General features: G+C 62.7%; 19 protein-coding genes and 1 pseudogene. 15 read left to right on the top strand and 5 right to left on the bottom strand.

The window, feature by feature from the left end; translation table 11 throughout:
* Nucleotides 1–95 precede the first annotated feature (95 nt).
* Nucleotides 96–3,473 (top strand): hypothetical protein, encoded by a 3,378-nt coding sequence (locus tag NKI41_RS06100; protein WP_352681973.1) that lies wholly within the window; start codon nt 96–98, stop codon nt 3,471–3,473.
* Nucleotides 3,474–3,901: 428 nt separating this feature from the next.
* Here the strand turns inward: NKI41_RS06100 and NKI41_RS06095 are convergent, their stop codons facing one another.
* Nucleotides 3,902–4,465, bottom strand: a complete 564-nt coding sequence (locus NKI41_RS06095) for a TetR/AcrR family transcriptional regulator (protein ID WP_023674676.1) — start codon at nt 4,463–4,465, stop codon at nt 3,902–3,904.
* A gap of 111 nt (nt 4,466–4,576) precedes the next feature.
* On the opposite strand from NKI41_RS06095, the pseudogene NKI41_RS06090 reads away from it, so the two are divergent.
* Nucleotides 4,577–5,364 (top strand): annotated as a pseudogene (locus NKI41_RS06090) (SDR family NAD(P)-dependent oxidoreductase).
* 58 nt (nt 5,365–5,422) lie between these two features.
* On the top strand, nt 5,423–6,517 hold the full coding sequence (locus NKI41_RS06085; RefSeq protein ID WP_352681971.1) for an alkene reductase: 1,095 nt from the start codon (nt 5,423–5,425) through the stop codon (nt 6,515–6,517).
* Nucleotides 6,518–7,064: 547 nt separating this feature from the next.
* On the opposite strand, the gene tyrS is transcribed toward NKI41_RS06085, so the two are convergent.
* Nucleotides 7,065–8,318 (bottom strand): tyrosine--tRNA ligase, encoded by a 1,254-nt coding sequence (gene tyrS, locus NKI41_RS06080; RefSeq protein WP_352681969.1) that lies wholly within the window; start codon nt 8,316–8,318, stop codon nt 7,065–7,067.
* A gap of 380 nt (nt 8,319–8,698) precedes the next feature.
* Here tyrS and NKI41_RS06075 point away from each other — a divergent pair, with 380 nt between their 5' ends.
* A complete protein-coding gene (locus NKI41_RS06075; protein WP_352474713.1) occupies nt 8,699–9,427 on the top strand; it encodes a glycosyltransferase family 2 protein in 729 nt (242 codons plus the stop codon).
* A complete protein-coding gene (locus tag NKI41_RS06070) occupies nt 9,420–9,752 on the top strand; it encodes a lipid-A-disaccharide synthase N-terminal domain-containing protein (RefSeq protein WP_023674681.1) in 333 nt (110 codons plus the stop codon). Before NKI41_RS06075 ends, NKI41_RS06070 begins: the two co-directional genes overlap by 8 nt.
* Before the next feature lie 40 nt (nt 9,753–9,792).
* On the opposite strand, the gene NKI41_RS06065 is transcribed toward NKI41_RS06070, so the two are convergent.
* Together NKI41_RS06065 and NKI41_RS06060 are read right to left on the bottom strand one after the other, a co-directional pair.
* Entirely contained in the window at nt 9,793–10,443 is a 651-nt protein-coding gene (locus NKI41_RS06065) for an FMN-binding negative transcriptional regulator (protein ID WP_352614115.1), read from the bottom strand.
* A 6-nt stretch (nt 10,444–10,449) separates the two neighbouring features.
* Nucleotides 10,450–11,124 carry an alpha/beta hydrolase gene (locus NKI41_RS06060; protein WP_023674683.1) on the bottom strand — a complete coding sequence of 225 codons (675 nt, stop codon included), beginning with the start codon at nt 11,122–11,124 and terminating at the stop codon, nt 10,450–10,452.
* 238 nt (nt 11,125–11,362) lie between these two features.
* Here NKI41_RS06060 and NKI41_RS06055 point away from each other — a divergent pair, with 238 nt between their 5' ends.
* The 9 genes from NKI41_RS06055 (at nt 11,363) to NKI41_RS06015 (ending at nt 19,588) form a co-directional block, all read left to right on the top strand.
* Nucleotides 11,363–12,541, top strand: coding sequence for a cysteine desulfurase family protein (locus tag NKI41_RS06055; protein WP_352614114.1), 1,179 nt, complete (start codon nt 11,363–11,365; stop codon nt 12,539–12,541).
* Nucleotides 12,542–12,729: 188 nt separating this feature from the next.
* Nucleotides 12,730–14,247: a Fe-S cluster assembly protein SufB gene (gene sufB, locus NKI41_RS06050; RefSeq protein ID WP_352681967.1), complete on the top strand. Its 1,518-nt coding sequence runs from the start codon at nt 12,730–12,732 to the stop codon at nt 14,245–14,247.
* Nucleotides 14,248–14,257: 10 nt separating this feature from the next.
* Nucleotides 14,258–14,575: a hypothetical protein gene (locus NKI41_RS06045; protein ID WP_352681965.1), complete on the top strand. Its 318-nt coding sequence runs from the start codon at nt 14,258–14,260 to the stop codon at nt 14,573–14,575.
* A gap of 72 nt (nt 14,576–14,647) precedes the next feature.
* Complete coding sequence (gene sufC, locus NKI41_RS06040; RefSeq protein ID WP_352681963.1) at nt 14,648–15,403, top strand: Fe-S cluster assembly ATPase SufC; 756 nt, start codon at nt 14,648–14,650, stop codon at nt 15,401–15,403.
* A gap of 43 nt (nt 15,404–15,446) precedes the next feature.
* On the top strand, nt 15,447–16,715 hold the full coding sequence (gene sufD / locus NKI41_RS06035; RefSeq protein ID WP_352681961.1) for a Fe-S cluster assembly protein SufD: 1,269 nt from the start codon (nt 15,447–15,449) through the stop codon (nt 16,713–16,715).
* Between the two features lie 190 nt (nt 16,716–16,905).
* The gene (locus NKI41_RS06030) at nt 16,906–18,147 is read left to right on the top strand and encodes a cysteine desulfurase (protein WP_352682159.1); all 1,242 of its coding nucleotides are present in this window, start codon (nt 16,906–16,908) and stop codon (nt 18,145–18,147) included.
* A gap of 5 nt (nt 18,148–18,152) precedes the next feature.
* Nucleotides 18,153–18,545, top strand: coding sequence for an SUF system Fe-S cluster assembly protein (locus NKI41_RS06025; RefSeq protein ID WP_352681959.1), 393 nt, complete (start codon nt 18,153–18,155; stop codon nt 18,543–18,545).
* 111 nt (nt 18,546–18,656) lie between these two features.
* On the top strand, nt 18,657–19,043 hold the full coding sequence (sufA, locus tag NKI41_RS06020) for a Fe-S cluster assembly scaffold SufA (protein ID WP_352681957.1): 387 nt from the start codon (nt 18,657–18,659) through the stop codon (nt 19,041–19,043).
* 11 nt (nt 19,044–19,054) lie between these two features.
* On the top strand, nt 19,055–19,588 hold the full coding sequence (locus tag NKI41_RS06015; RefSeq protein ID WP_352681955.1) for a DUF2199 domain-containing protein: 534 nt from the start codon (nt 19,055–19,057) through the stop codon (nt 19,586–19,588).
* Here the strand turns inward: NKI41_RS06015 and NKI41_RS06010 are convergent.
* Nucleotides 19,585–20,082, bottom strand: coding sequence for a GFA family protein (locus NKI41_RS06010; RefSeq protein ID WP_352458423.1), 498 nt, complete (start codon nt 20,080–20,082; stop codon nt 19,585–19,587). The genes NKI41_RS06015 and NKI41_RS06010 overlap by 4 nt on opposite strands.
* Nucleotides 20,083–20,172: 90 nt before the next feature.
* Here NKI41_RS06010 and NKI41_RS06005 point away from each other — a divergent pair, with 90 nt between their 5' ends.
* Entirely contained in the window at nt 20,173–20,496 is a 324-nt protein-coding gene (locus tag NKI41_RS06005; protein WP_352681953.1) for a TfoX/Sxy family protein, read from the top strand.
* The last annotated feature ends 21 nt before the right edge of the window (nt 20,497–20,517 follow it).

Below are 20,517 nucleotides of genomic sequence, written 5' to 3'. Positions count from 1 at the left end.
CCGATGCCCTTGTTTGAAGTTACGCGCCAGGCTGCATCGATATAATGTCGAGCGGGGATTCGTCCACGATCGAATTCGTTTCAACGGAAGATTGCGTGGATCAGGAGCTACCGCAGCACGAGAAGATCAGGTTCAGGCGTGACGAGATCACCGACCTGGGAACCTTTCCGTCCGCGTGCCGCGTCCCGCCGCTCGGCCAGGCGTCGATCGGTCGCGGCGTCCGTTTGATGGCGCGGCTGTTTGCCGGCCTTGTCGCCCTTGTGCTGCTGGCTGCCGCCGGCGTCTACGCGATCGGCGTGTCCGGCTTCGGCTCGGAGCGGCTTCGCGCGGAAGCCGAAGCGGCAATCGAGAAATTGGCCGGCTTTGATGTCGACGTTGCCGTCGGGCCGGCACGGCTGACGCTTGACGGGTCGAGCTTCATTGCGCTGCAGGTCAGCGACGTCAGCCTCAAGACCGCCGACGGAAAACCGATGGCCGATGCAGGCCGGGTCCGCTTCGGCATCCGGCTGATCCCGTTGCTTTCGGGCGAGGTACGGCTGACCAGCGCCCGGATTTCCGACGCGCACATCGTCATGGCGGCAATGCCGTCCGGCGGCGACTGGACGGCCGAGCTGCGCAACCAGGACGGCCTCATCGATCCGGAAAAACTTTCCGCCGCCGTCTTCGCCAACCTCAACCGCGCGCTCGACGCGGTGCGCGAGGATTCGATGCGCCAGATCGATCTGCGCAACGTCGAACTGGCATTGCCCGAGACCGGATCGGTCAAGTCGGTCACCATCGCCGACGCTTCCGTGTCGCAGTCGGGACCGGGAAGCATGGAGTTTTCATCCGACGCGGATGTCGACGGCAGGGCGCTTACCATCGCCGCTTCCGCCACCCGCGATCCGGCGACGCGACGCATCACCACGCTGGACGCCAGCATCCAGGCGGCGGACGCCGACGCTGCGGCGGCAGGCGGCAAATTGGGTGCGATCGCCTTGAAGCTGGCGGGGTCGGAAGGGACCGGCGACAACGGTTCGCGGCTGACCGCTGCCCTGTCACTGACCGGATCGGTGCTCGATCTCGGTTCGCGCGGCCTGCTTCCGGCCGACATCGATCTCGATGCAACACTCGTCGCCGGGTCGAACAAGATCCAGGTCGACAGTTTGCTGGTGAAAACCGGCCGCTCGACCTTCGATTTCGCCGGTTCGATCGGGCCGAAGCCGGCTACCGGCGCAGCGGGCGAGGAGCCATCCTATCGTTACGACCTGACCAGCGACGGTTCGACCCTGGCGCCTTCGGATTCGCCGGAGCCGGCGCTAAGCTTCATTGCCCGTATTGCCGGCGTCTACCAGCCGACGAGCCAAAAGCTGGTCGCCGAGCAGATCGGCGTCCGGTCCGGACCGGGCAGCGAAGTGCTGGGCACGGCTTCGGTTTCATTCGTCGCCAACCAGGCGCCGGGCATATCGGTGGCGCTCAATCTCCACGACATGCCGGTCTCGCACGTCAAGCAATTATGGCCCTGGTTTTCGGCGCGCAATGCCAGGCTGTGGGTGCTTAAGAACCTGTTCGGCGGCCGCGTGGTCGATGGCAGCCTGCAGTTCCAGGTCGTGCCCGGACGGCTCGGCAACGGCGTGCCGCTTTCCGCCGATGAAGTGTTCGGCCGATTCCAGGTCGAAGGATCGCGCTTCGACACGGCCGGCCGCATTCCGCCGATCCGCGATGCCGTCGGCGTCGTCGGCTTCCACGGCAATGACGTCGACGTCGCGCTGTCGTCGGGCAGCGTCTATATGCCGAGCGGCCGCACGGTGGCGGCGAGCAACGGCACGCTCACCGTCAAGGCGGCGAACCATCCGCCGGTGATCGGCGCGCTCGACATCGATGTCGCAGGCGAGGCGCCGGCAATCGCCGAGCTGGCATCCTTTGACCCGATCAACGCTATGCGCCATGTCGGCCTGCTGCCGGACGACCTGTCCGGCACGGTGACCGGCCACGTCAAGGCCGATATTCCGCTGCAGTCCGGTGTCGACTCTTCCAAACTCGATTGGCTGGTGGCGCTCGACTACAAGGACCTGTCGCTGGGCAAGCCGTTCGAGGGGCAGACGGTCAGCCATGCCGACGGCTCGATCACGGTCGCGCCCGACCGGGCGGTGATCTCGGCCAAGGCGCTGCTCAACGGCATTCCGGCCGAGCTCGACCTGATCGAGCCGCTCAGGGATGGCGGCCCGCCGCGCAGTCGTAAAGTGGAGCTGGTGCTCGACGACAAGACGCGCGCCACCGCCATGCCTGGCCTGTCGACGCTGCTTTCCGGAACCATCAAGGTGGCGATCGACAAGAGTGGCACCGGCAACCAGAACGTGTCGGCCGACCTGACCAATGCCAGGCTGGACATTCCCTGGGCCGGCTGGAGCAAGAGCCCCGGCATTCCCGCCAAGGTGGTCTTCGCCATGGCGAAGACCGGCGACACCACGACGCTGTCCAATTTCGAACTCGACGGCAAGACCTTCTCCATCGACGGCAGCGCCGTGCTGGTCAACGGCGCCTTGTCCTCGGCCCGGTTCAGCAAGGTCACGTTGAACAGGGGCGACGACGTCGCCGTCTCGGTGAAGCGGTCGGGCAAGGCCTATGCGGTCGAGGTCAGCGGCAGCGCGCTGGACGCACGCTCGCTGATCAAGCAATTCACGTCCGATGTCGACACCGCCACCAAGACCACTGGCGTCGATGCGATCTCGGTCAGCGCCGACGTCAGCTCCCTGACCGGCTTCCACGACGAGGTGCTGTCGAATCTGAAGCTCGACTACAGCGCCGCAGGCTCCCGGGTGAACGGGCTCAAGGTGAGCGCCACGGCAAGTTCGGGAGCCGCCATCACCATCAGCAACACGACCGGCGGCGGCCTGCGCACGCTCAACATGAAGTCGGCCGACGCCGGCGCCATACTGCGCTTCCTCAACATCTACGAGCATATGGAAGGCGGCTCGATCACGCTCGCGCTCACCGGGGCCGGCGACGGGCCGATGAAAGGCCAGGTCGACGCCAAGAACTTCTATATCGTCAATGAGCCGAAGCTCGCCTCGATCGTGTCGACGACGCCGGCCGGCGACAACCGCAGCCTCAACGAGGCGGTCAAAGGCAATCTCGACACGTCGAGGGTGAAGTTCGAGCGCGGTTTCAGCGAGATCGATAAGGGCAGCGGCTATCTCAAGCTGCGCAACGGCGTGCTGCGCGGCTCGCGCATCGGCACAACCTTCCAGGGCACGCTCTACGACCAGAACAACAATATGGACATGACCGGCACGTTCATGCCGGCCTACGGCGTAAACCGCATCTTCGGCGAACTGCCGCTGATCGGCGCACTGCTCGGCAACGGCCGCGACCGCGGCCTGATCGGCGTCACCTACAGGCTCAAGGGCAACGCCAACAAGCCGAGCCTGGAGGTCAATCCGCTATCGGTGATAGCGCCCGGGATTTTCAGGTCGATCTTCGAGTATCGCTGAGGTCAAAACCCAATTACCTCGAGCGACCGAGTTTTGATCTTAAGCGGCCGCTCGTCCGCCCCGCGAATTCACGCCCATGATCCAAAGGCGACTGACGTCCGCCCGGGCCTAAATGGCCGCTTTGCGCCTAATGTCGGCCGTTAAAGTTAGTTGTGCCACCGCCTTACAGCGGACGTCACCGGCGACCGCGCTTGAGGGCGTAGTTGCGCCAGGAGCGGTCATTCGATGTTCTGCCGTTGAACGGCTTCATTCGCCAGTTTAGCGGAAATTGGGCGACAGCATGGTTGCCTGAACAGGGAAGTTCGAAACCCTCTTGGTCCGCGAATCCCGCTGATTGCACGCTGCGGTGCGATATTCTGTAAGATAGCCACCCAACCAACGCCGATAGCCGCATTGCTCTCGACAAGAGCACTCCTGCCGCAGACCACCTAGCTGGCAGACACTTGGCTGATCCCGGCATCGACCCAGGCACGCGTCTGCTCAAGCACTTCATCCGAGAGCGCGGGATCGTCGATCGCCCGGGCGAGGATTACTGCCCCCACCATCGCTGCCCAGCTTCCGATCGCCGCGCGGCGTCTGTCTGCCGGATCCAACTCCGGGAGCGCCTTGCCGATACGGTCGATCTGCGATCGTAGGCCTTCCGTCATGGCCGAGCGTGCAGCCGGGGTCTGATGGCGGATGGCTGCGGCAAGGCCCGCCGTCGGGCAACCGCCGGCGCAGTTGTCGCGATGCCGGGGCGAAAGATAGGAACCTACATAAGCGCGAAGATCGCCCCCTCCGCCTGAGTCCGCGGCGAGGACGTGGGCAAGGGTCTGCGCGATCAGGTCGTCCTTCGAACTGAAATGGCCATAGAAGCCGCCATGGGTGAGCCCGGCGGCCTTCATCACTTCCGCCACGCTGACCGCGTCGAACCCCTTCTCGCGAAACAGCCGGCTGGCCGCATCCAATATCCGGTGACGGTTCTCCGCCATCTGCTCTCGACTGACCTTCATTTTCAAAATTCTCCGTCGGCCCGGTTGACATTTACATGATGCCCATCATATTTAGCCGCAATCATGATGATCGTCATGAATATAGGTTCCATCAGAGAAAAGAGCAATGCCATGACCACCATTCCATCAGTCCTCATCACCGGCGCCTCCACGGGCATCGGAGCTTCCTATGCCGAACGGTTCGCCCGCCGCGGACACGACCTCGTGCTCGTTGCCCGTGACGTGGCACGAATGGAGGCACTGGGAGCCCGGCTCCGTCAGGAAACTGGCGTTGCGATCGACATCATCCAGGCTGATCTTACGCAGCCTGCCGAGCTTGCAACGGTAGAGACGAGGCTGCGCGATGACGCCCGCATCGGGATTCTCGTCAACAATGCCGGAACAGCCATCGGCGGAAGCTTCATCGAGCAGAGTACCAATGACGTCGCCCGGCTGGTTGCGCTCAACACGACCGCGCTTCTGCGACTTGCCAGCGCCATCGCCCCACGTCTTGCGAAAGCTGGCGAAGGGTCGATCGTCAACATCGGCTCCGTGGTCGGCCTGGCGCCGGAGTTCGGCATGACGGTCTACGGCGCAACCAAAGCCTTCGTGCTGTTTCTGTCGCAGGGGCTCAGCCTCGAGCTCGCACCGAAGGGTGTCTACGTCCAGGCCGTGCTGCCCGCCACGACGCGTACGGAGATCTGGGACCACGTCGGCGCCGACATCAACACGCTCTCCAACGTGATGGAGGTGGACGATCTGGTTGATGCGGCGCTGGTCGGCTTCGACCGCCGCGAACCGGTGACCTCCCGCCGCTTCCCGATGCCGGGCAGTGGGATGCGCTTCAGGCCGCGCGCCAGGCCATGCTTCCGAACTATCGGAACGAACATCCCGCCGAGCGGTACCGCAAGGTCGCCTGAGCACCAACGAATCCATTTGATAACGACCTCGTCGCGGCGGGGACAAACAAGGTGACCTATGACCAACAAAGCACTTTTTGAGCCTTATTCTCTCGGCTCGCTGACGCTCTCCAATCGTATCGTCATGGCGCCCCTCACGCGCAATCGCGCTGGCCCGGGCTTCGTTCCGGGCGACCTTGCCGCCGAGTATTACGGCCAGCGGGCCTCCGCCGGCCTGCTGATCTCCGAGGCCACGCAGATCTCGCGGCAGGGACAAGGTTACCAGGACACGCCCGGCATCTATTCTCAGGCTCAGATCGACGGCTGGCGAAAGGTCACGACCGCGGTGCACGCCAAGGACGCGCGGATTTTCCTGCAGCTCTGGCAAGTCGGCCGCGTCTCGCACGTCGATCTGCAGGAGAACGGCGCCGCGCCCGTCGCGCCCTCGGCAATCCGGGCCGCGACCAAGACGTTCGTGAACAACGGCTTTGTCGAGGTTTCGGAGCCCCGCGCGCTGGCGCTCGACGAGCTTGCGGGGATCGTCAACGATTTCCGGCAAGCAGCCGCGAACGCCATTGAGGCCGGCTTCGATGGCGTCGAGATTCATGGCGCCAACGGCTATCTGCTGGACCAGTTCGCCAAGGACGGTGCCAATGTCCGCACGGATGCTTATGGCGGATCGGTCGAGAACCGCGCCCGGCTGATGCTGGAGGTTGCGACTGCGGTGGTCGAGGAGATCGGCGCAGAGCGCACCGGCATCCGGATTTCGCCCGTCTCGCCCGCCAACGGCGTCTCGAGCAGCGCCCCCCAGGCGCAGTTCGACTATATCGTCGATCAACTCGATGCTTTGGGCATCGTCTATATCCATGTCGTCGAGGGCGCCACGGGCGGATCGCGCGAAGTCGCGCCGTTCGACTTCGGATCGCTCCGCCGCCGCTTCAACAATACCTATATCGCCAATAACGGCTATGACCTCAACCTCGCGGCGTCGCGGCTCGCCGAGGGCAAGGCGGACCTCTTCGCCTTCGGGCGCCCGTTCATCGCCAATCCCGACCTTGTGGAACGGCTGAAGACGCGCACGCCGCTGACGGAGTTCAACTCGGCGACGCTCTATGGCGGCGGCTCCGCTGGCTATACCGACTATCCCGCGATCGCCGCCTCAAGCCGCCCATGAGCTATCGGAGGGCGGCGCCTGCGAGGCAGCCATCCCACGTGACAGCAGCGCCTCAGGGCATCTCTCTGGCGTTCCGCTCGAACTGGTGTCCAAACCCAGGGATTCAGGAGGGCCATGGAGGGCTATAGCATAGACGTTAGCTCCTCTGGTCCGCCCAGGACCAGCCAGGCGAGATTCGTAGCACGTCGTACGTTCGCTTTACCGGCGCAAGCGGACCCGTTCACCGTGATTTCGACTGTCGTGAATGGGTCAGATCGCGTCGATGCATGGGGGCGCCTGAACGTCCGCTTCTCACATTCCAAGCCTCCAAGCCTCCAAGCCTCCAAGCCGCAAGTCCGCTTCCGTGCCTCGAACAAGACGTTCATCGAAGCGCCGCAGAACGTCCGCTATTTGCGCTACCTGCTCGATCCGATCGATGAGACGAATGGCACCTCAGCCATTCTCGGGAGCTAGCTGATTAACCTCGGCGGTGATTCCGAACCGAAGGTAAGCGCCGCAAGATGAAACCGGTTTCGGAAAAGATCTAACAGGAAGTACCGGGCCCTGGTCAGACCGGCCGCACCAGAACGTGTTTCTTCTTGCCGAGCGACAGCTTCGCGACGTTTTCCGGGCCAAGGTCCTGCAGCGTCACCATCCTGCGATCGTCGGCCACGAGCTGGTCGTTGAGGCGCACGGCGCCGCCCTGGATATGCCGCCGTGCCTCGCCGTTGGACCCGGCCAGCCCGGCGGTGACGAACAGCGACAATATGCCGACGCCGGCTTCAAGATCGGTCCTGCCCACCTCGACGGTTGGCAGTGTTTCGGCGAGCGCCCCTTCTTCGAACGTCTTACGCGCCGTTTCGCTGGCCTCCTCCGCCGCCTCGCGGCCATGCAGCATGGCGGTGATTTCGGTGGCGAGGATCTTCTTGGCTTCGTTGATCTCCGAGCCGCCGAGCCGTTCGAGGCGTGCGACCTCGGCGAGTGGCAGGGTCGTGTAGAGCTTCAGGAAACGGCCGACATCGGCATCCTCGGTGTTGCGCCAGTATTGCCAGAACTCGTACGGGCTCAGCATCTCCGCATCGAGCCAGACCGCGCCCGAGGCCGACTTGCCCATCTTGGCGCCGGACGAGGTGGTGAGCAGCGGCGTCGTCAGCGCATAGAGCTGCGCGCCTTCCATACGATGGCCGAGATCGATGCCGTTGACGATGTTGCCCCACTGGTCGGAGCCGCCCATCTGCAGCCGGCAGCCGAGGCGCTTGTAGAGCTCGACGAAGTCGTAGGCCTGCAGGATCATGTAGTTGAATTCGAGGAACGACAGCGACTGCTCGCGATCCAGCCGGAGCTTGACCGAATCAAAGGCCAGCATGCGGTTGACCGAAAAATGCCGGCCGACATCGCGCAGGAAATTGACGTAGTTGATGTCCATCAGCCAGTCGGCATTGTTGATCATGACGGCGTCGTTGGGGCCGCCGCCAAATTTGAGGTAGGGCGTGAAGTTGCGGCGGATGCCGGCGAGATTGTCCTCGATGTCCTGCGGCGTCAAAAGCTTGCGCGCCTCGTCCTTGAACGACGGATCGCCGATCATCGAGGTGCCGCCGCCCATCAGCGCGATCGGCCGGTGGCCGGTCTGCTGCAGCCAGTAAAGCATCATGATCTGGATCAGCGACCCGGCATGCAGGCTCCTGGCGGTGGCGTCGAAGCCGATATAGGCGCTCACCGTTTCCGTGGCGAAAAGCTGGTCGAGGCCGGCATCGTCCGAGGTCTGGTGGATGAAACCGCGCTCGCTCATCGTGCGCAGGAAATCGGATTTGAAGGCGGACATTTTCTTTCCCGAAAAGCTTCCGGCCTAACGCGGCTCGGCTATGCATGAAGGCGGGCGTTTAGCACTCAAGCGCGATCAGCAAAAGTGGAATCCGGTTTTGCGACACCCTCTTGCCTTCTCCCCTTGGGGTGGATTGGCGCGCAGCGCCAAGACGGTTGAGGGGTGTTGGACGGAGTGCCGTCGTTGCCAAGCTGGAACGCCCCTCATCCGACCGCGCTTCGCGCGGCCACCTTCTCCCACAAGGGGAGAAGGGAGAACCCCAAGCGTGCGGCCTGCTTGCGTCATTGTTTCGGCTGGCGTAATGAGGCGCCGCGCCAGCGGGGCTCTTCCACTGGACCGCGCGGCATCGATCGAATGCCATATCCTGTGACAGAGTCGAGATGCCGGAGATATCCATCGTCATTCCTTGCCGGAACGAGGCGGCGAACCTGCCGCTTCTGCTCGACGAGATCGGCACTGCCATGGCCGGGCGGGACTTCGAGGTCATTGTCGTCGACGACGGCTCGACAGACGATACACCTTCGGTGCTTGCCGCAGAGGCAGCGCTTCGCCGGTTTCCGCTGCGCCATCTCAGGCATGAAAAATCCGCCGGCCAGTCGCTCTCGGTGCGCTCAGGCGCCTGGGCGGCGCGCGGCGATATCGTCGCCACCATCGATGGCGACGGCCAGAACGACCCCGGCTACATCCCGGTTTTGATCGACGCGCTGCGGCAGGCTGGTCCCGAAGTCGGGGCCGCGCAGGGACAGCGTCTGAAGCGCCGCGACAGCAAGATCAAGCAACTGGCGTCGCGTTTCGCCAACGGGCTGAGAAAAGCCATCCTGCACGACGAGACGCGGGATACCGGCTGCGGCCTCAAGGCGATCTACACCGACATTTTGCGGAAATTGCCGTTCTTCGACGGCACCCACCGCTTTGTTCCGGCGCTGGTCATCCAGGAGGGCTACCGCGTCGTCCATTGCGATGTCGTCGACCGCTCCCGCCGTCACGGCAAATCGAATTACGGCATCTTCGATCGCGGCCTGCAGGGCGTGCTCGATCTTGCCGGCGTCTGGTGGCTGCGCCGCAGGCGCCGCAGAATGCCCAAAGTAGAGGAAATCAGGCATGGGTAACGTGCTTCAGGAATTGGCGACCTGGCTTCACGATGTTTTCGTCAAGCAATTCGATGCCTGGGTTCTGCTCGGCTTCGTCGCCCAGTTCTTCTTCACCATGCGCTTTCTGGTGCAGTGGGTGGCGTCGGAAAAGGCCAAGCGCAGCGTCGTGCCGATCGCCTTCTGGTTCTTTTCGCTGTTCGGCGGCGGCCTGCTGCTGATCTACGCCATCCAGCGTCAGGATCCGGTGTTCATCGCCGGCCAGGCCATGGGCCTGTTGATCTATATCCGCAATCTCTGGCTGATCGCCAACGAGCGCAAGGCGGCGATGACCAAGGTCGATTGAACCCGCCACCGGCCTGAACCGGTCGAGCAAGCAATCCGGATTACTTGCCGTCCAGCCCGCCGTAAGACTTTACCAGCCGGACCATGTCGGCCGAATCGGCAGTCTCGCTCTCGAGCCCCTCGGCGACACCGACGCGGTCGGCGGCCGGGCGGTTCTGGCTGACTTTCCATTTGCCGCTGATTTCGGTGATTTCGATCTCCAGGCCGACGATGCCCTTGATCTGTGACTGGATGAAGGGCGCCGGCGCGTCGGTCACCGCCCACGGCGCCGAGCGGCTGCCCTCCTGCGACATCGTCAGATCGGAAATCTGCTCGGCCAGCCAATCCTGGTCTTCGATCACCGTGACGCTGCCGCGCACCTGGACGATGGCGTAGTTCCAGGTCGGTACCACCTTGCCGGTTTCACGCTTGGTCTCGTACCAGGACGGCGTCACATAGGCATCGGCGCCCTGGAAGACGACCAGCACCGGCGCCGGGGGATTGTCGGCCAAAAGCCGCCATTGCGGATTGGCTTTGGCCAAATGGGCGCGCAGCCTGCCGTTCGGGGGCACATCCGCGTCAAGAAGAAAGGGAATCGCGTTGGCGACCGGCCCCTCGACGCCGTTCGACACCAGCAGGCCAAGCGGATGCGCCCGGATCAGCCCGTGCAGGACGTCCGGCCGTGTTTCCTGGAAGTGAGGCGGTTGGTACATCGCCGATTATCTCAGCCGCTTCGGCCGTGGGTCGGACAGTTCCCCGGCCAGCCGGCGATCCAGATAGTCCGCGCATTCCTCGATCAGAAGCTCCGCATGGTTGGCAAAGAAATGGTTGGCGCCGGGCAGGGTCTTCTGGGTGATGGTAATGCCCTTTTGCGTGTGCAGCTTGTCGACCAGGCCCTGCACGTCCTTGGGCGGCGCGACCTTGTCGGCGTCGCCGTGGATGATCAGGCCGGACGACGGGCATGGCGCCAGGAACGAGAAATCATAGGTATTGGGCTGCGGCGCGACCGAGATGAAGCCCTCGATCTCCGGCCGGCGCATCAGAAGCTGCATGCCGATCCACGAGCCGAACGAATAGCCGGCAACCCAGCAGCTCTTGGAATCCGGATGCAGCGACTGCACCCAGTCGAGCGCCGCGGCGGCGTCGGACAATTCGCCGGTGCCGTGGTCGAACTCGCCCTGGCTGCGGCCGATGCCGCGGAAATTGAAGCGCAGCGTGGTGAAATTGCGCTTCTGGAACATGTAGAAGAGGTCATAGACGATCTTGTTGTTCATCGTCCCGCCGAACTGGGGGTGCGGGTGCAGGACGATGGCAATCGGCGCGCTCTTTTCCTTCGAGGGCTGATAGCGACCCTCCAGACGGCCGGCCGGACCGGTGAAAATGACCTCAGGCATGAAATACTCCACTTGGCATAAATTGCGCGGCGCCCGGAACAACTTTTCCTCTGGCCTTGACGCAGGGCGAGCGTCTTTCTAGAAGCTAGTTTAGAATTGTTCAAAACTGGGCGGCCAAAAATTGTGGCTCGGCCACCCGCGCCGCAAGCCGCGTAAATAGGACGTCTTGCCTTGCAATTTCAAGGAAATAACGCGCTATCTTCGCGGAACGGCTTTTGAAGGGACCAGTTGGACGGAAATGGCCGGAGCACGTGCCTACCTCGACTACAACGCCAGCGCGCCGCTACTTGCCTCGGCGCGCGCGGCGGTGGTGGCTGCGCTCGACGTTGCCGCCAACCCGTCCTCGGTTCATGCCGAGGGCCGCGCTGCACGGCGGCTGATCGAGGACGCCAGGCGCGACGTGGCGCGACTGGTCAACGCCAGGGCCGAGCATGTCGTATTCACCTCCGGCGCGACGGAAGCGGCCTCGACGCTGCTGACGCCGGACTGGCAGATGGGGCGCGGCGCTGTCCGTATGAGCCGGCTCTATGTGTCCGAGGCCGATCATCCTTGCCTGCTGAACGGCGGGCGTTTCCCAGCGGCGCAGGTGACACGGATCGGCGTCGACACCGACGGCGTCGTCAGGCTTGACGTTTTGGCCGAGGCTCTCGCCCAGCATGACAAGGCCGAAGGCTTGCCGCTGGTGGCGATACACGCCGCCAACAACGAGACCGGCGTGATCCAGCCGGTTGGCCGCATTGCCGAAATCGTCAAGGCGGCGGGTGGCATCCTGGTTGTCGATGCGGTGCAGGCGGCCGGCCGCATTCCGCTCGATATGTCAGCGGGTTACGCAGATTATCTGATTCTCTCGTCGCACAAGATCGGCGGACCCAAGGGCGTCGGCGCCATGGTCGCGGCGTCGGACCTGATGATGCCAAAGCCGCTGGTCAGCGGCGGTGGCCAGGAAAAAGGCCATCGCGGCGGCACCGAAAACCTGGCGGCGATTGCCGGGTTTGGCGCGGCGGCGCGAGAGGCGTCTGCCGGCTTGCAAACGATCGAAACGGTGCGGCAGCGTCGCGACGAAATCGAGGCGATCGTGAAAACGCTTGTTCCGGACGCCGAAATCTTCGGGACCGGCGCGCCAAGGCTTGCCAATACGACATTCTTCGCTATTGCCGGCATCAAGGCCGAGACGGCGCAGATTGCCTTCGACCTGGCCGGTGTGGCGCTGTCGGCGGGATCGGCCTGTTCGTCGGGCAAGGTCGGCCCGAGCCATGTGCTGAAAGCGATGGGTTACGGTGACGGCCTCGGCGCGTTGCGCGTGTCCATCGGCCACGCGACCAGCGCCGAAGACATTGAGCTGTTCCGTTCGGCGCTGGCGACGATCGTCGCGCGGCAAGCCGGCAAGGAAAAGGCAAGCAGGGAACGAGCCGCCTGAGCGCGGCAGACGAAATGTAGGGCCTTGCGGCCTGGTAGAGCCGAGCGTTCGAATTTGGCCGGGTGAATTTCCGGCATGAACGCACTATATGAAACTTACGCCGCCTCGGGTGCCTGATGGGTGCTCGTTTGCGGTGCCATAGTTTGAAAACTGCCGGGCCTTGACCCCGGCGTGGATGGAGAACGCTGATGCCTGCTGTGCAGGAGACGATCGATCGAGTTCGAAAGATCGATGTCGACCAGTATAAATACGGATTCCAGACCGAAATCGCGATGGACAAGGCCCCCAAGGGCCTGAGCGAAGACATTATCCGCTTCATTTCGGCGAAGAAGGACGAGCCATCCTGGATGCTGGAATGGCGCCTGGAAGCCTATCGCCGCTGGGTGACGCTGGACGAGCCGAAATGGGCGCGCGTCCACTATCCTAAAATCGATTTCCAGGACCTCCACTATTACGCCGCGCCCAAGAGCACGCCGGGGCCGACTTCGCTCAGCGAGGTCGATCCCGAACTGCTGAAGGTTTATGAGAAGCTCGGCATTCCGCTCAGGGAACAGGAAATCCTCGCCGGCGTGCAGAAGACCGATGCGTCGGAGCTCGAGGAAGCCAGCGACAACGTCTACAAGTCGGGCCGCGTCGCCGTCGATGCGGTGTTCGATTCCGTCTCTGTCGTCACCACTTTCAAGAAGGAACTGGCGCAGGCCGGCGTCATCTTCTGCTCGATCTCGGAAGCCATCCGCGAGCATCCGGAACTGGTGAAGAAATATCTCGGCTCAGTCGTGCCGACCTCCGACAATTTCTACGCAACGCTGAATTCGGCCGTGTTCACCGACGGCTCCTTCGTCTTCGTGCCCAAGGGCGTGCGCTGCCCGATGGAACTGTCGACCTATTTCCGCATGAACGAGAAGAACACCGGCCAGTTCGAGCGCACGCTGATCATCGCCGAGGAGGGGGCTTACGTCTCGTATCTGGAAGGCTGCACGGCGCCGCAGCGCGACGAGAACCAGCTTCATGCCGCGGTGGTCGAGCTGATCGCGCTCGATGACGCCGAAATCAAATATTCGACGGTGCAGAACTGGTATCCCGGCGACGCCGAAGGCAAGGGCGGTATCTATAATTTCGTCACCAAGCGCGGCGACTGCCGCGGCCATCGCTCGAAGATTTCGTGGACGCAGGTCGAGACCGGCTCGGCCATCACCTGGAAATATCCGAGCTGCATCCTGCGCGGCGACGATTCCAGCGGTGAGTTCTATTCGATCGCCGTCTCGAACGGCTACCAGCAGGTCGACAGCGGCACCAAGATGATCCATTTGGGCAAGAACACGTCGAGCCGCATCATCTCCAAGGGCATCGCTGCCGGCTATTCCCAGAACACCTATCGCGGCCAGGTCTCGGCGCACCGCAAGGCGACCAACGCCCGCAACTTCACCAATTGCGATTCCCTGCTGATCGGCGATCAGTGCGGCGCACACACCGTGCCCTACATGGAAGCCAAGAATTCGACCGCGCAGTTCGAGCACGAGGCCACCACCTCGAAGATTTCAGAGGACCAGAAGTTCTACGTCATGCAGCGCGGCATCCCCGAAGAAGAGGCGATCGCGCTGATCGTCAACGGCTTCGTCAAGGACGTCATCCAGCAGCTGCCGATGGAATTCGCCGTCGAGGCGCAGAAGCTGATCGGGATCAGCCTTGAAGGGAGCGTAGGGTAGTAACGTCGCCATGAACCTTGTTGACAGAGACGTATCCCCACATACCGACGCGCAGGAGTTTGTGCGCGAACAGAATGCTCGTGGGGAAGACCCGATTAAGACGATCAAGGAGATTCGCGGACGGTATGGGCTCGAACTCCAGCCGGCTCGTGATTTGGTCGTGACATCTGACGAAGTTGAAAAATTTCTTAGCAGTCAGCGGGCGTCGGGCGTTTCGCGTTTGGACGCGCGGCGTTCGGTAAAACGTCGGTTCGGCTGCGGCGGGAAGGAAGCGCTCGGCTTTATTGACGGGTCCGGCCTCTGGTCTGAGGAGGGCACGAGTCCATGAAGGCGAGATTGACGTAACACATTCATTCAGCGGCTAACGCCACGATCCAATACGACTGAAAGACTGCAAAAAATGCTTGAGATAAAAAACCTCCATGCCCGTATCGTCGACGACGGCACCGAGATCATTCGCGGCCTGAACCTGACGGTCAGAGCCGGCGAGGTCGCCGCGATCATGGGGCCGAACGGCTCGGGGAAATCGACGCTGTCCTATATCCTCGCCGGGCGCGAGGATTATGAGGTCACCGAGGGCGACATCCTCTATAACGGCCAGTCGATCCTCGAAATGGATCCAGCCGAGCGCGCAACCGCCGGCATCTTTCTCGCTTTCCAGTATCCGATGGAGATACCGGGGGTGGCGACGATGGAATTCCTGAAAGTGGCGATGAACGAGCAGCGCAAGGCGCGTGGCCAGGAACCGCTGAAGATCCCGGAATTTCTCAAGCGCGTAAAGGAAGCTGCCGCCTCGCTCAACATGGACATGGCGATGCTGAAGCGGCCGCTCAATGTCGGCTTTTCCGGCGGCGAGAAGAAGCGCGCCGAGATCCTGCAGATGAAGCTGCTCGAGCCGAAGCTGTGTGTCCTCGACGAGACCGATTCCGGTCTCGATATCGACGCGCTGAAGATCGTCGCGGACGGCGTCAACACGCTGCGCTCGCCGGATAGGGCCATTGTCGTCATAACCCACTACCAGCGCCTGCTCCAATACATCGTCCCGGATACGGTGCACGTGCTCTACAGGGGCCAGGTGATCAAGTCGGGCGACAAGTCGCTGGCGCTCGACCTCGAGGCCAATGGCTATGCCGGCGTGATCGGGCAAGCCGCGTGAGATGCAAGCGGGCCCGGAAGGCAAGCCAAACAAGGCGATACTGATGAATATGCACACGACACCCCAGCGGACATTAGCCGAAACGGCGCTGATCGACGCCTTTGGCGAGCGGCTGTCGCTGCTGCCTGGCGACGGCGCGGTGATGCTGAAGCGCGACGACGCCATTGAGGCGATCAAGGGCGGCCTGCCGACGCGGCGCATCGAATCCTGGCACTATACGGACCTGCGCCGGCTGCTGATCTCGGTGCCGGACTTCGATCCGGCAGCGGTTGCGAAAGCCATTGCGCCGATCGTCGAAGGCTCCAGCGTTTTGCCGGTGCTGAACGGCGTGTCGAGTACGAAACTGCCCGGTATCAAAGGCGTTGCCGTGCAGCGCCTGTCGGAGAAGCTGACCGACGGCAGCATCGCCCCGGGGCTGGATTCCTATGGCAGCGACGATGCCATCGGCGCGCTCAACACCGCCTTTGTCGCCGACGGCTATTTCGTCGACATCGCCGACGGTGCCCAACTGGAAAAGCCGATCGAATTGCAGAATTTGCAGGCCGGTGGACAGACGCATGTACGCCTGGCCGTCCGTGTCGGTGCCGGCGCCAAAGCTGTCGTCGTCGAGCGCCAGGCAGGCGAGGGGGCGGCGCTGGTCAGTTCGGTCAGCCAGCTTGTGCTTGGCGAGGGCGCCGAAGTGACATGGCTGGTCGTGCAGGAGCAGCCGGATACGGCGACGCATCTCGCCCAGTTCAAGGCGCATCTCGGCAAGCATTCGAAACTGACGCTGTTCGTCATGAATGCCGGCGGCAAGCTTGTCCGCCAGGAGGTCGTTGTGAAGACGACCGGCGAGGGCGCCGAATTCACCTTGCGCGGCATCAATCTGCTCGCCGGCGATACCCATACCGACGTTACTATGGTGCTCGACCACGCCGTACCGCATACCGCCTCGACCGAAGTCATCCGCAATGTGGTGACCGGCAAGGCGCGCGGCGTCTTCCAGGGCCGCATCAACGTCCACCAATATGCGCAGAAGACCAACGCCAAGATGGCCTGCAACACGCTGCTTCTGTCGGATGACGGCGAGTTCTCGACCAAGCCGGAACTCGAAATCTTCGCCGACGACGTCGTCTGCGGCCATGGCGCGACCGTCACCGAGATCGACCACAGCCATCTGTTCTACCTGATGGCGCGCGGCATCGACGAGAAGACCGCGCGCGGCCTGCTGGTCAAGGCCTTCGTCGCCGAGGTGATCGAGGAACTGGACGACGAGGCCATCGTCGAGGCGCTGGAAGCGAGACTCGACAACTGGTTCGTGGCGCACGGGTAAAGTGGATGAGGGCCGGCGCTTCGGCCAGCACCCCTCATCCGACCGAGCTTCGCTCGGCCACCTTCTCCCACAAGGGGAGAAGGAAATGCGCCTCTCCTTCTCCCCTTGTGGGAGAAGGTGGATTGGCGCGAAGCGCCAAGACGGATGAGGGGTGTTGGAAGGAACGCGGCAGCGCGGCAAGGACTTCGAGATGGACCAGAAAGTCGAAAACATCCCCTACGACGTCGAGGCGATCCGCCGCGACTTCCCGATCCTGTCGCGGCAAGTCTACGGCAAACCGCTGGTCTATCTCGACAATGGCGCCTCGGCGCAGAAGCCACAGGCGGTGCTCGACGCTATCCAGCACGCCTATTCCCAGGAATATGCCAACGTCCATCGTGGCCTGCATTTCCTGTCGAATGCCGCGACCGACGCCTATGAGAAGGCTCGCGAGACGGTGCGCCGATTCCTCAACGCACCGAGCACCGACAACATCGTCTTCACCTCGAATACCACGGCGGCGATCAACACGGTCGCCTATGGTTTCGGCATGCCGAACATCGGCGAAGGCGACGAGATCGTGCTGTCGATCATGGAGCATCATTCCAACATCGTGCCGTGGCATTTCATCCGCGAGCGGCAGGGCGCGAAGCTGGTCTGGGTACCGGTCGACGATCTCGGCGTTTTTCACATCGAGGAATTCGAAAAGCGGCTGACCGACCGGACAAAACTGGTCGCCATAACCCACATGTCGAATGCGCTGGGCACGGTGACGCCGATGAAGGAGATCGTGCGCATCGCGCACGCGCGCGGCATTCCGGTGCTGGTCGACGGCAGCCAGAGCGCCGTGCATATGCCGATCGACGTGCAGGATCTCGACTGCGATTTCTTCGTCTTCACCGGCCACAAGGTCTATGGCCCGTCGGGCATCGGCGTGCTCTATGGCAAGAAGGATATTCTGGAGCGCATGCGCCCGTTCATGGGCGGCGGCGAGATGATCGAGGAGGTGACGCAAGACATCGTCACCTACAACGATCCGCCGCACCGTTTCGAGGCCGGCACGCCGCCGATCGTGCAGGCAATCGGGCTTGGTGCCGCGCTCGAATACATGGAAAAGATCGGCCGCGAGCGCATCGCCGCGCACGAGGCCGATCTGAAGGACTATGCGCATCAGCGGTTGCGCGCCATCAACTCGCTGCGCATCTTCGGCGATGCGCCCGGCAAGGGCGCCATCATCTCGTTCGAGCTGCAGGGCATCCATGCCCATGACGTGTCGATGGTCATCGACCGGCAGGGCGTGGCGGTCCGCGCCGGCACGCATTGCGCCCAGCCGCTGTTGAAACGCTTCGGCGTAACATCCACATGCAGGGCGTCGTTCGGCATGTATAATACCAGGGCCGAAGTCGATGCTTTGGCCGATGCGCTGGAAAAAGCGCGAAAATTCTTCGGGTGACGATCATGGATGATGCCAGCCACACCGCCGAGACCAATTCGGAAGCGATGACCGATGCGGCGGTTTCCGGATCGACAATCCCCGCCGACGAACTGGCGCGGCTGACCGACGACATCGTCTCGGCGTTGAAGACGGTCTACGACCCGGAAATCCCGGCCGACATCTACGAGCTCGGCCTGGTCTACAAGATCGACATCGAGGACGACCGCTCGGTCAAGATCGACATGACGCTGACCGCGCCGGGCTGCCCGGTGGCCGGCGAAATGCCGGGCTGGGTCGAAAACGCCGTCGGCGCCGTCGAAGGCGTCTCCGGCGTCGAGGTCAACATGACCTTCGATCCGCCCTGGTCGCCCGACCGCATGTCGGAAGAGGCGCAGGTGGCGGTTGGGTGGTACTAGCATCCGAACCAGCCAGAGGCTGGCGCACTTGCGCCGGGTACAAAACTTCACCATTTTAGGTGAGGAATCATTCGGCAGGCCTTGAACCTGCGCGCAATGGAGAAGGAAAATATGGGACGCTTTGCCGTCATCACGATGACCGAAAAGGCCGCCGACCGGGTGCGCGAGATCGTTGCGACCCGTGAGAATGCGCATGGCATTCGCCTTGGCATCAAGAAGGGCGGCTGCGCCGGCATGGAATATACGGTCGACCTAGTGACCGAGCCCAACGCCAAGGACGACCATATCGAGCGCGACGGCGCCCATGTCTATGTCGCGCCGGAGGCGGCACTTTTCCTGTTCGGCACCGAGATGGACTTCGAGCAGACGACGCTGCGCACCGGCTTCACCTTCCGCAATCCGAACCAGAGTTCGGCCTGCGGCTGCGGCGAATCGGTCGAATTGAAGCCGGCCGATCTGAAGGCACTGGCCGAGGCGCGCGAAGCAAGCGCGGCTTAGCGTCTCTGGTGATGAGTGCCGAGGCATATCGCTGGCGGTGTGCCTGTTGCGGTCAGGAATATACCGGGCTTCCAACAGATATGGCGTTCGGTGCGCCCGTGGACACGGACACGCTTGACGATGCCGCTCGAGCGACCTTTCGCAAGAATGAAGATTTCTGCGAGGTGCGCCGTGCGTCGGGGGTAACAGATCGGTTTGTTCGTTGCTTGCTGCCTCTGCCAGTGCCTCAGCTATCCAGCGAGTTCTGTTTCGGCGTATGGATGTCGGTCTCGGAAAAAAGCTGGAATCTATACCGAGATGGATACGACAGTGGCCAGTATGAAGAAGAACTCTGTTTTGGATATCTGATGCACAACATTCCTGAGTATCCCGGCTCGTTGCATCTGCATGCCAATGTTGTATTTCAGCCCGGTGATCAGCGTCCGAAGGTGTTTCTGCTTGATGCAGATCATCCCTTGGTTGCGGCCCAACGCAGTGGGGTGGATGTGGCGCAGATAGAGCGCTGGGTGGCTCTCACGCACCGACCTAAGGCCGGGAGCAACTAATCCACCCACATCCCTGTTCGCTTGTGCCAGTCTGCGATCGACTCCTCCGGGTAGACATCGAAAACCTTGTCGCCCTTGCCGATATCCGGCTCGACCCAGTTCGCTTTGTATTTCAGCATCAGATGCACCTTCTCCGGTGGCTTTGGCAGGTCTGTGTCGATCGCTGAGGCAAACGGATGCACCAGCTCCGGCCAGGTCGGATCGTAGAGCCAGAGTGCCGTCCCGCATTTCGTGCAGAAGTTCCGCTCGCCCGTCGAGGTCTCGCGTTGCGGGTGCTCGTCGTCCTCGATCTCGGCGCGGTAGACGCCGAGATGGCGCTTGCCCTGGATTTTCAGCGTCTCGTAATCGGCGCCGAGATTGATGGCAAAACCGCCGCCGCCCTGCTGCTTGCGGCAGATCGAGCAGTAGCACAGCATGAACGGCACCGGCGTGTGGCTTTCCACCTCGAAACGCACGGCATTGCACCGGCAGGACCCTTTGAGCAGAAGCGGCATGAGAAACTCCGACGAAAGTGATTTGCACTTTGTCAGGATGGCGCCGGTTGCGGCGATGACAAGGGGAAATCCGGGTGACATGATCGCCGCATGGACAACGAGCGCATAGAAGAGCTTTTCGAAGGCCTCGGCCCGGTCAGTATCCGCAAGCTGTTCGGCGGCAAGGGCATCTATTTCGACGGCGTCATCGTCGCCATCGTCATCGGTGGCGAATTGATGCTGAAGGCCGACGCCGAAAGCGCCCCGGAATTCGAAGCGGCCGGCTGCCGGCAATGGACCTATACCGGCTCGCGCCACGGCAAGCTCGTGTCGATGCCCTATTGGAGCGTTCCCGACAGCGCGCTCGACGATCCCGACGAGATGGCGATCTGGGCGCGCCGCGCCTACGAGGCAGGACGGCGCGCCGGCAAATAGGCTGCGTCATGCTTCGGCAAT

Origin of the sequence: Mesorhizobium sp. M0601 (assembly GCF_040320845.1) — a bacterium.
Taxonomy (GTDB): domain Bacteria; phylum Pseudomonadota; class Alphaproteobacteria; order Rhizobiales; family Rhizobiaceae; genus Mesorhizobium.
The sequence above is the reverse complement of the archived record's forward strand: the minus strand, read 5'-3'. Positions and strand labels throughout refer to the sequence as shown.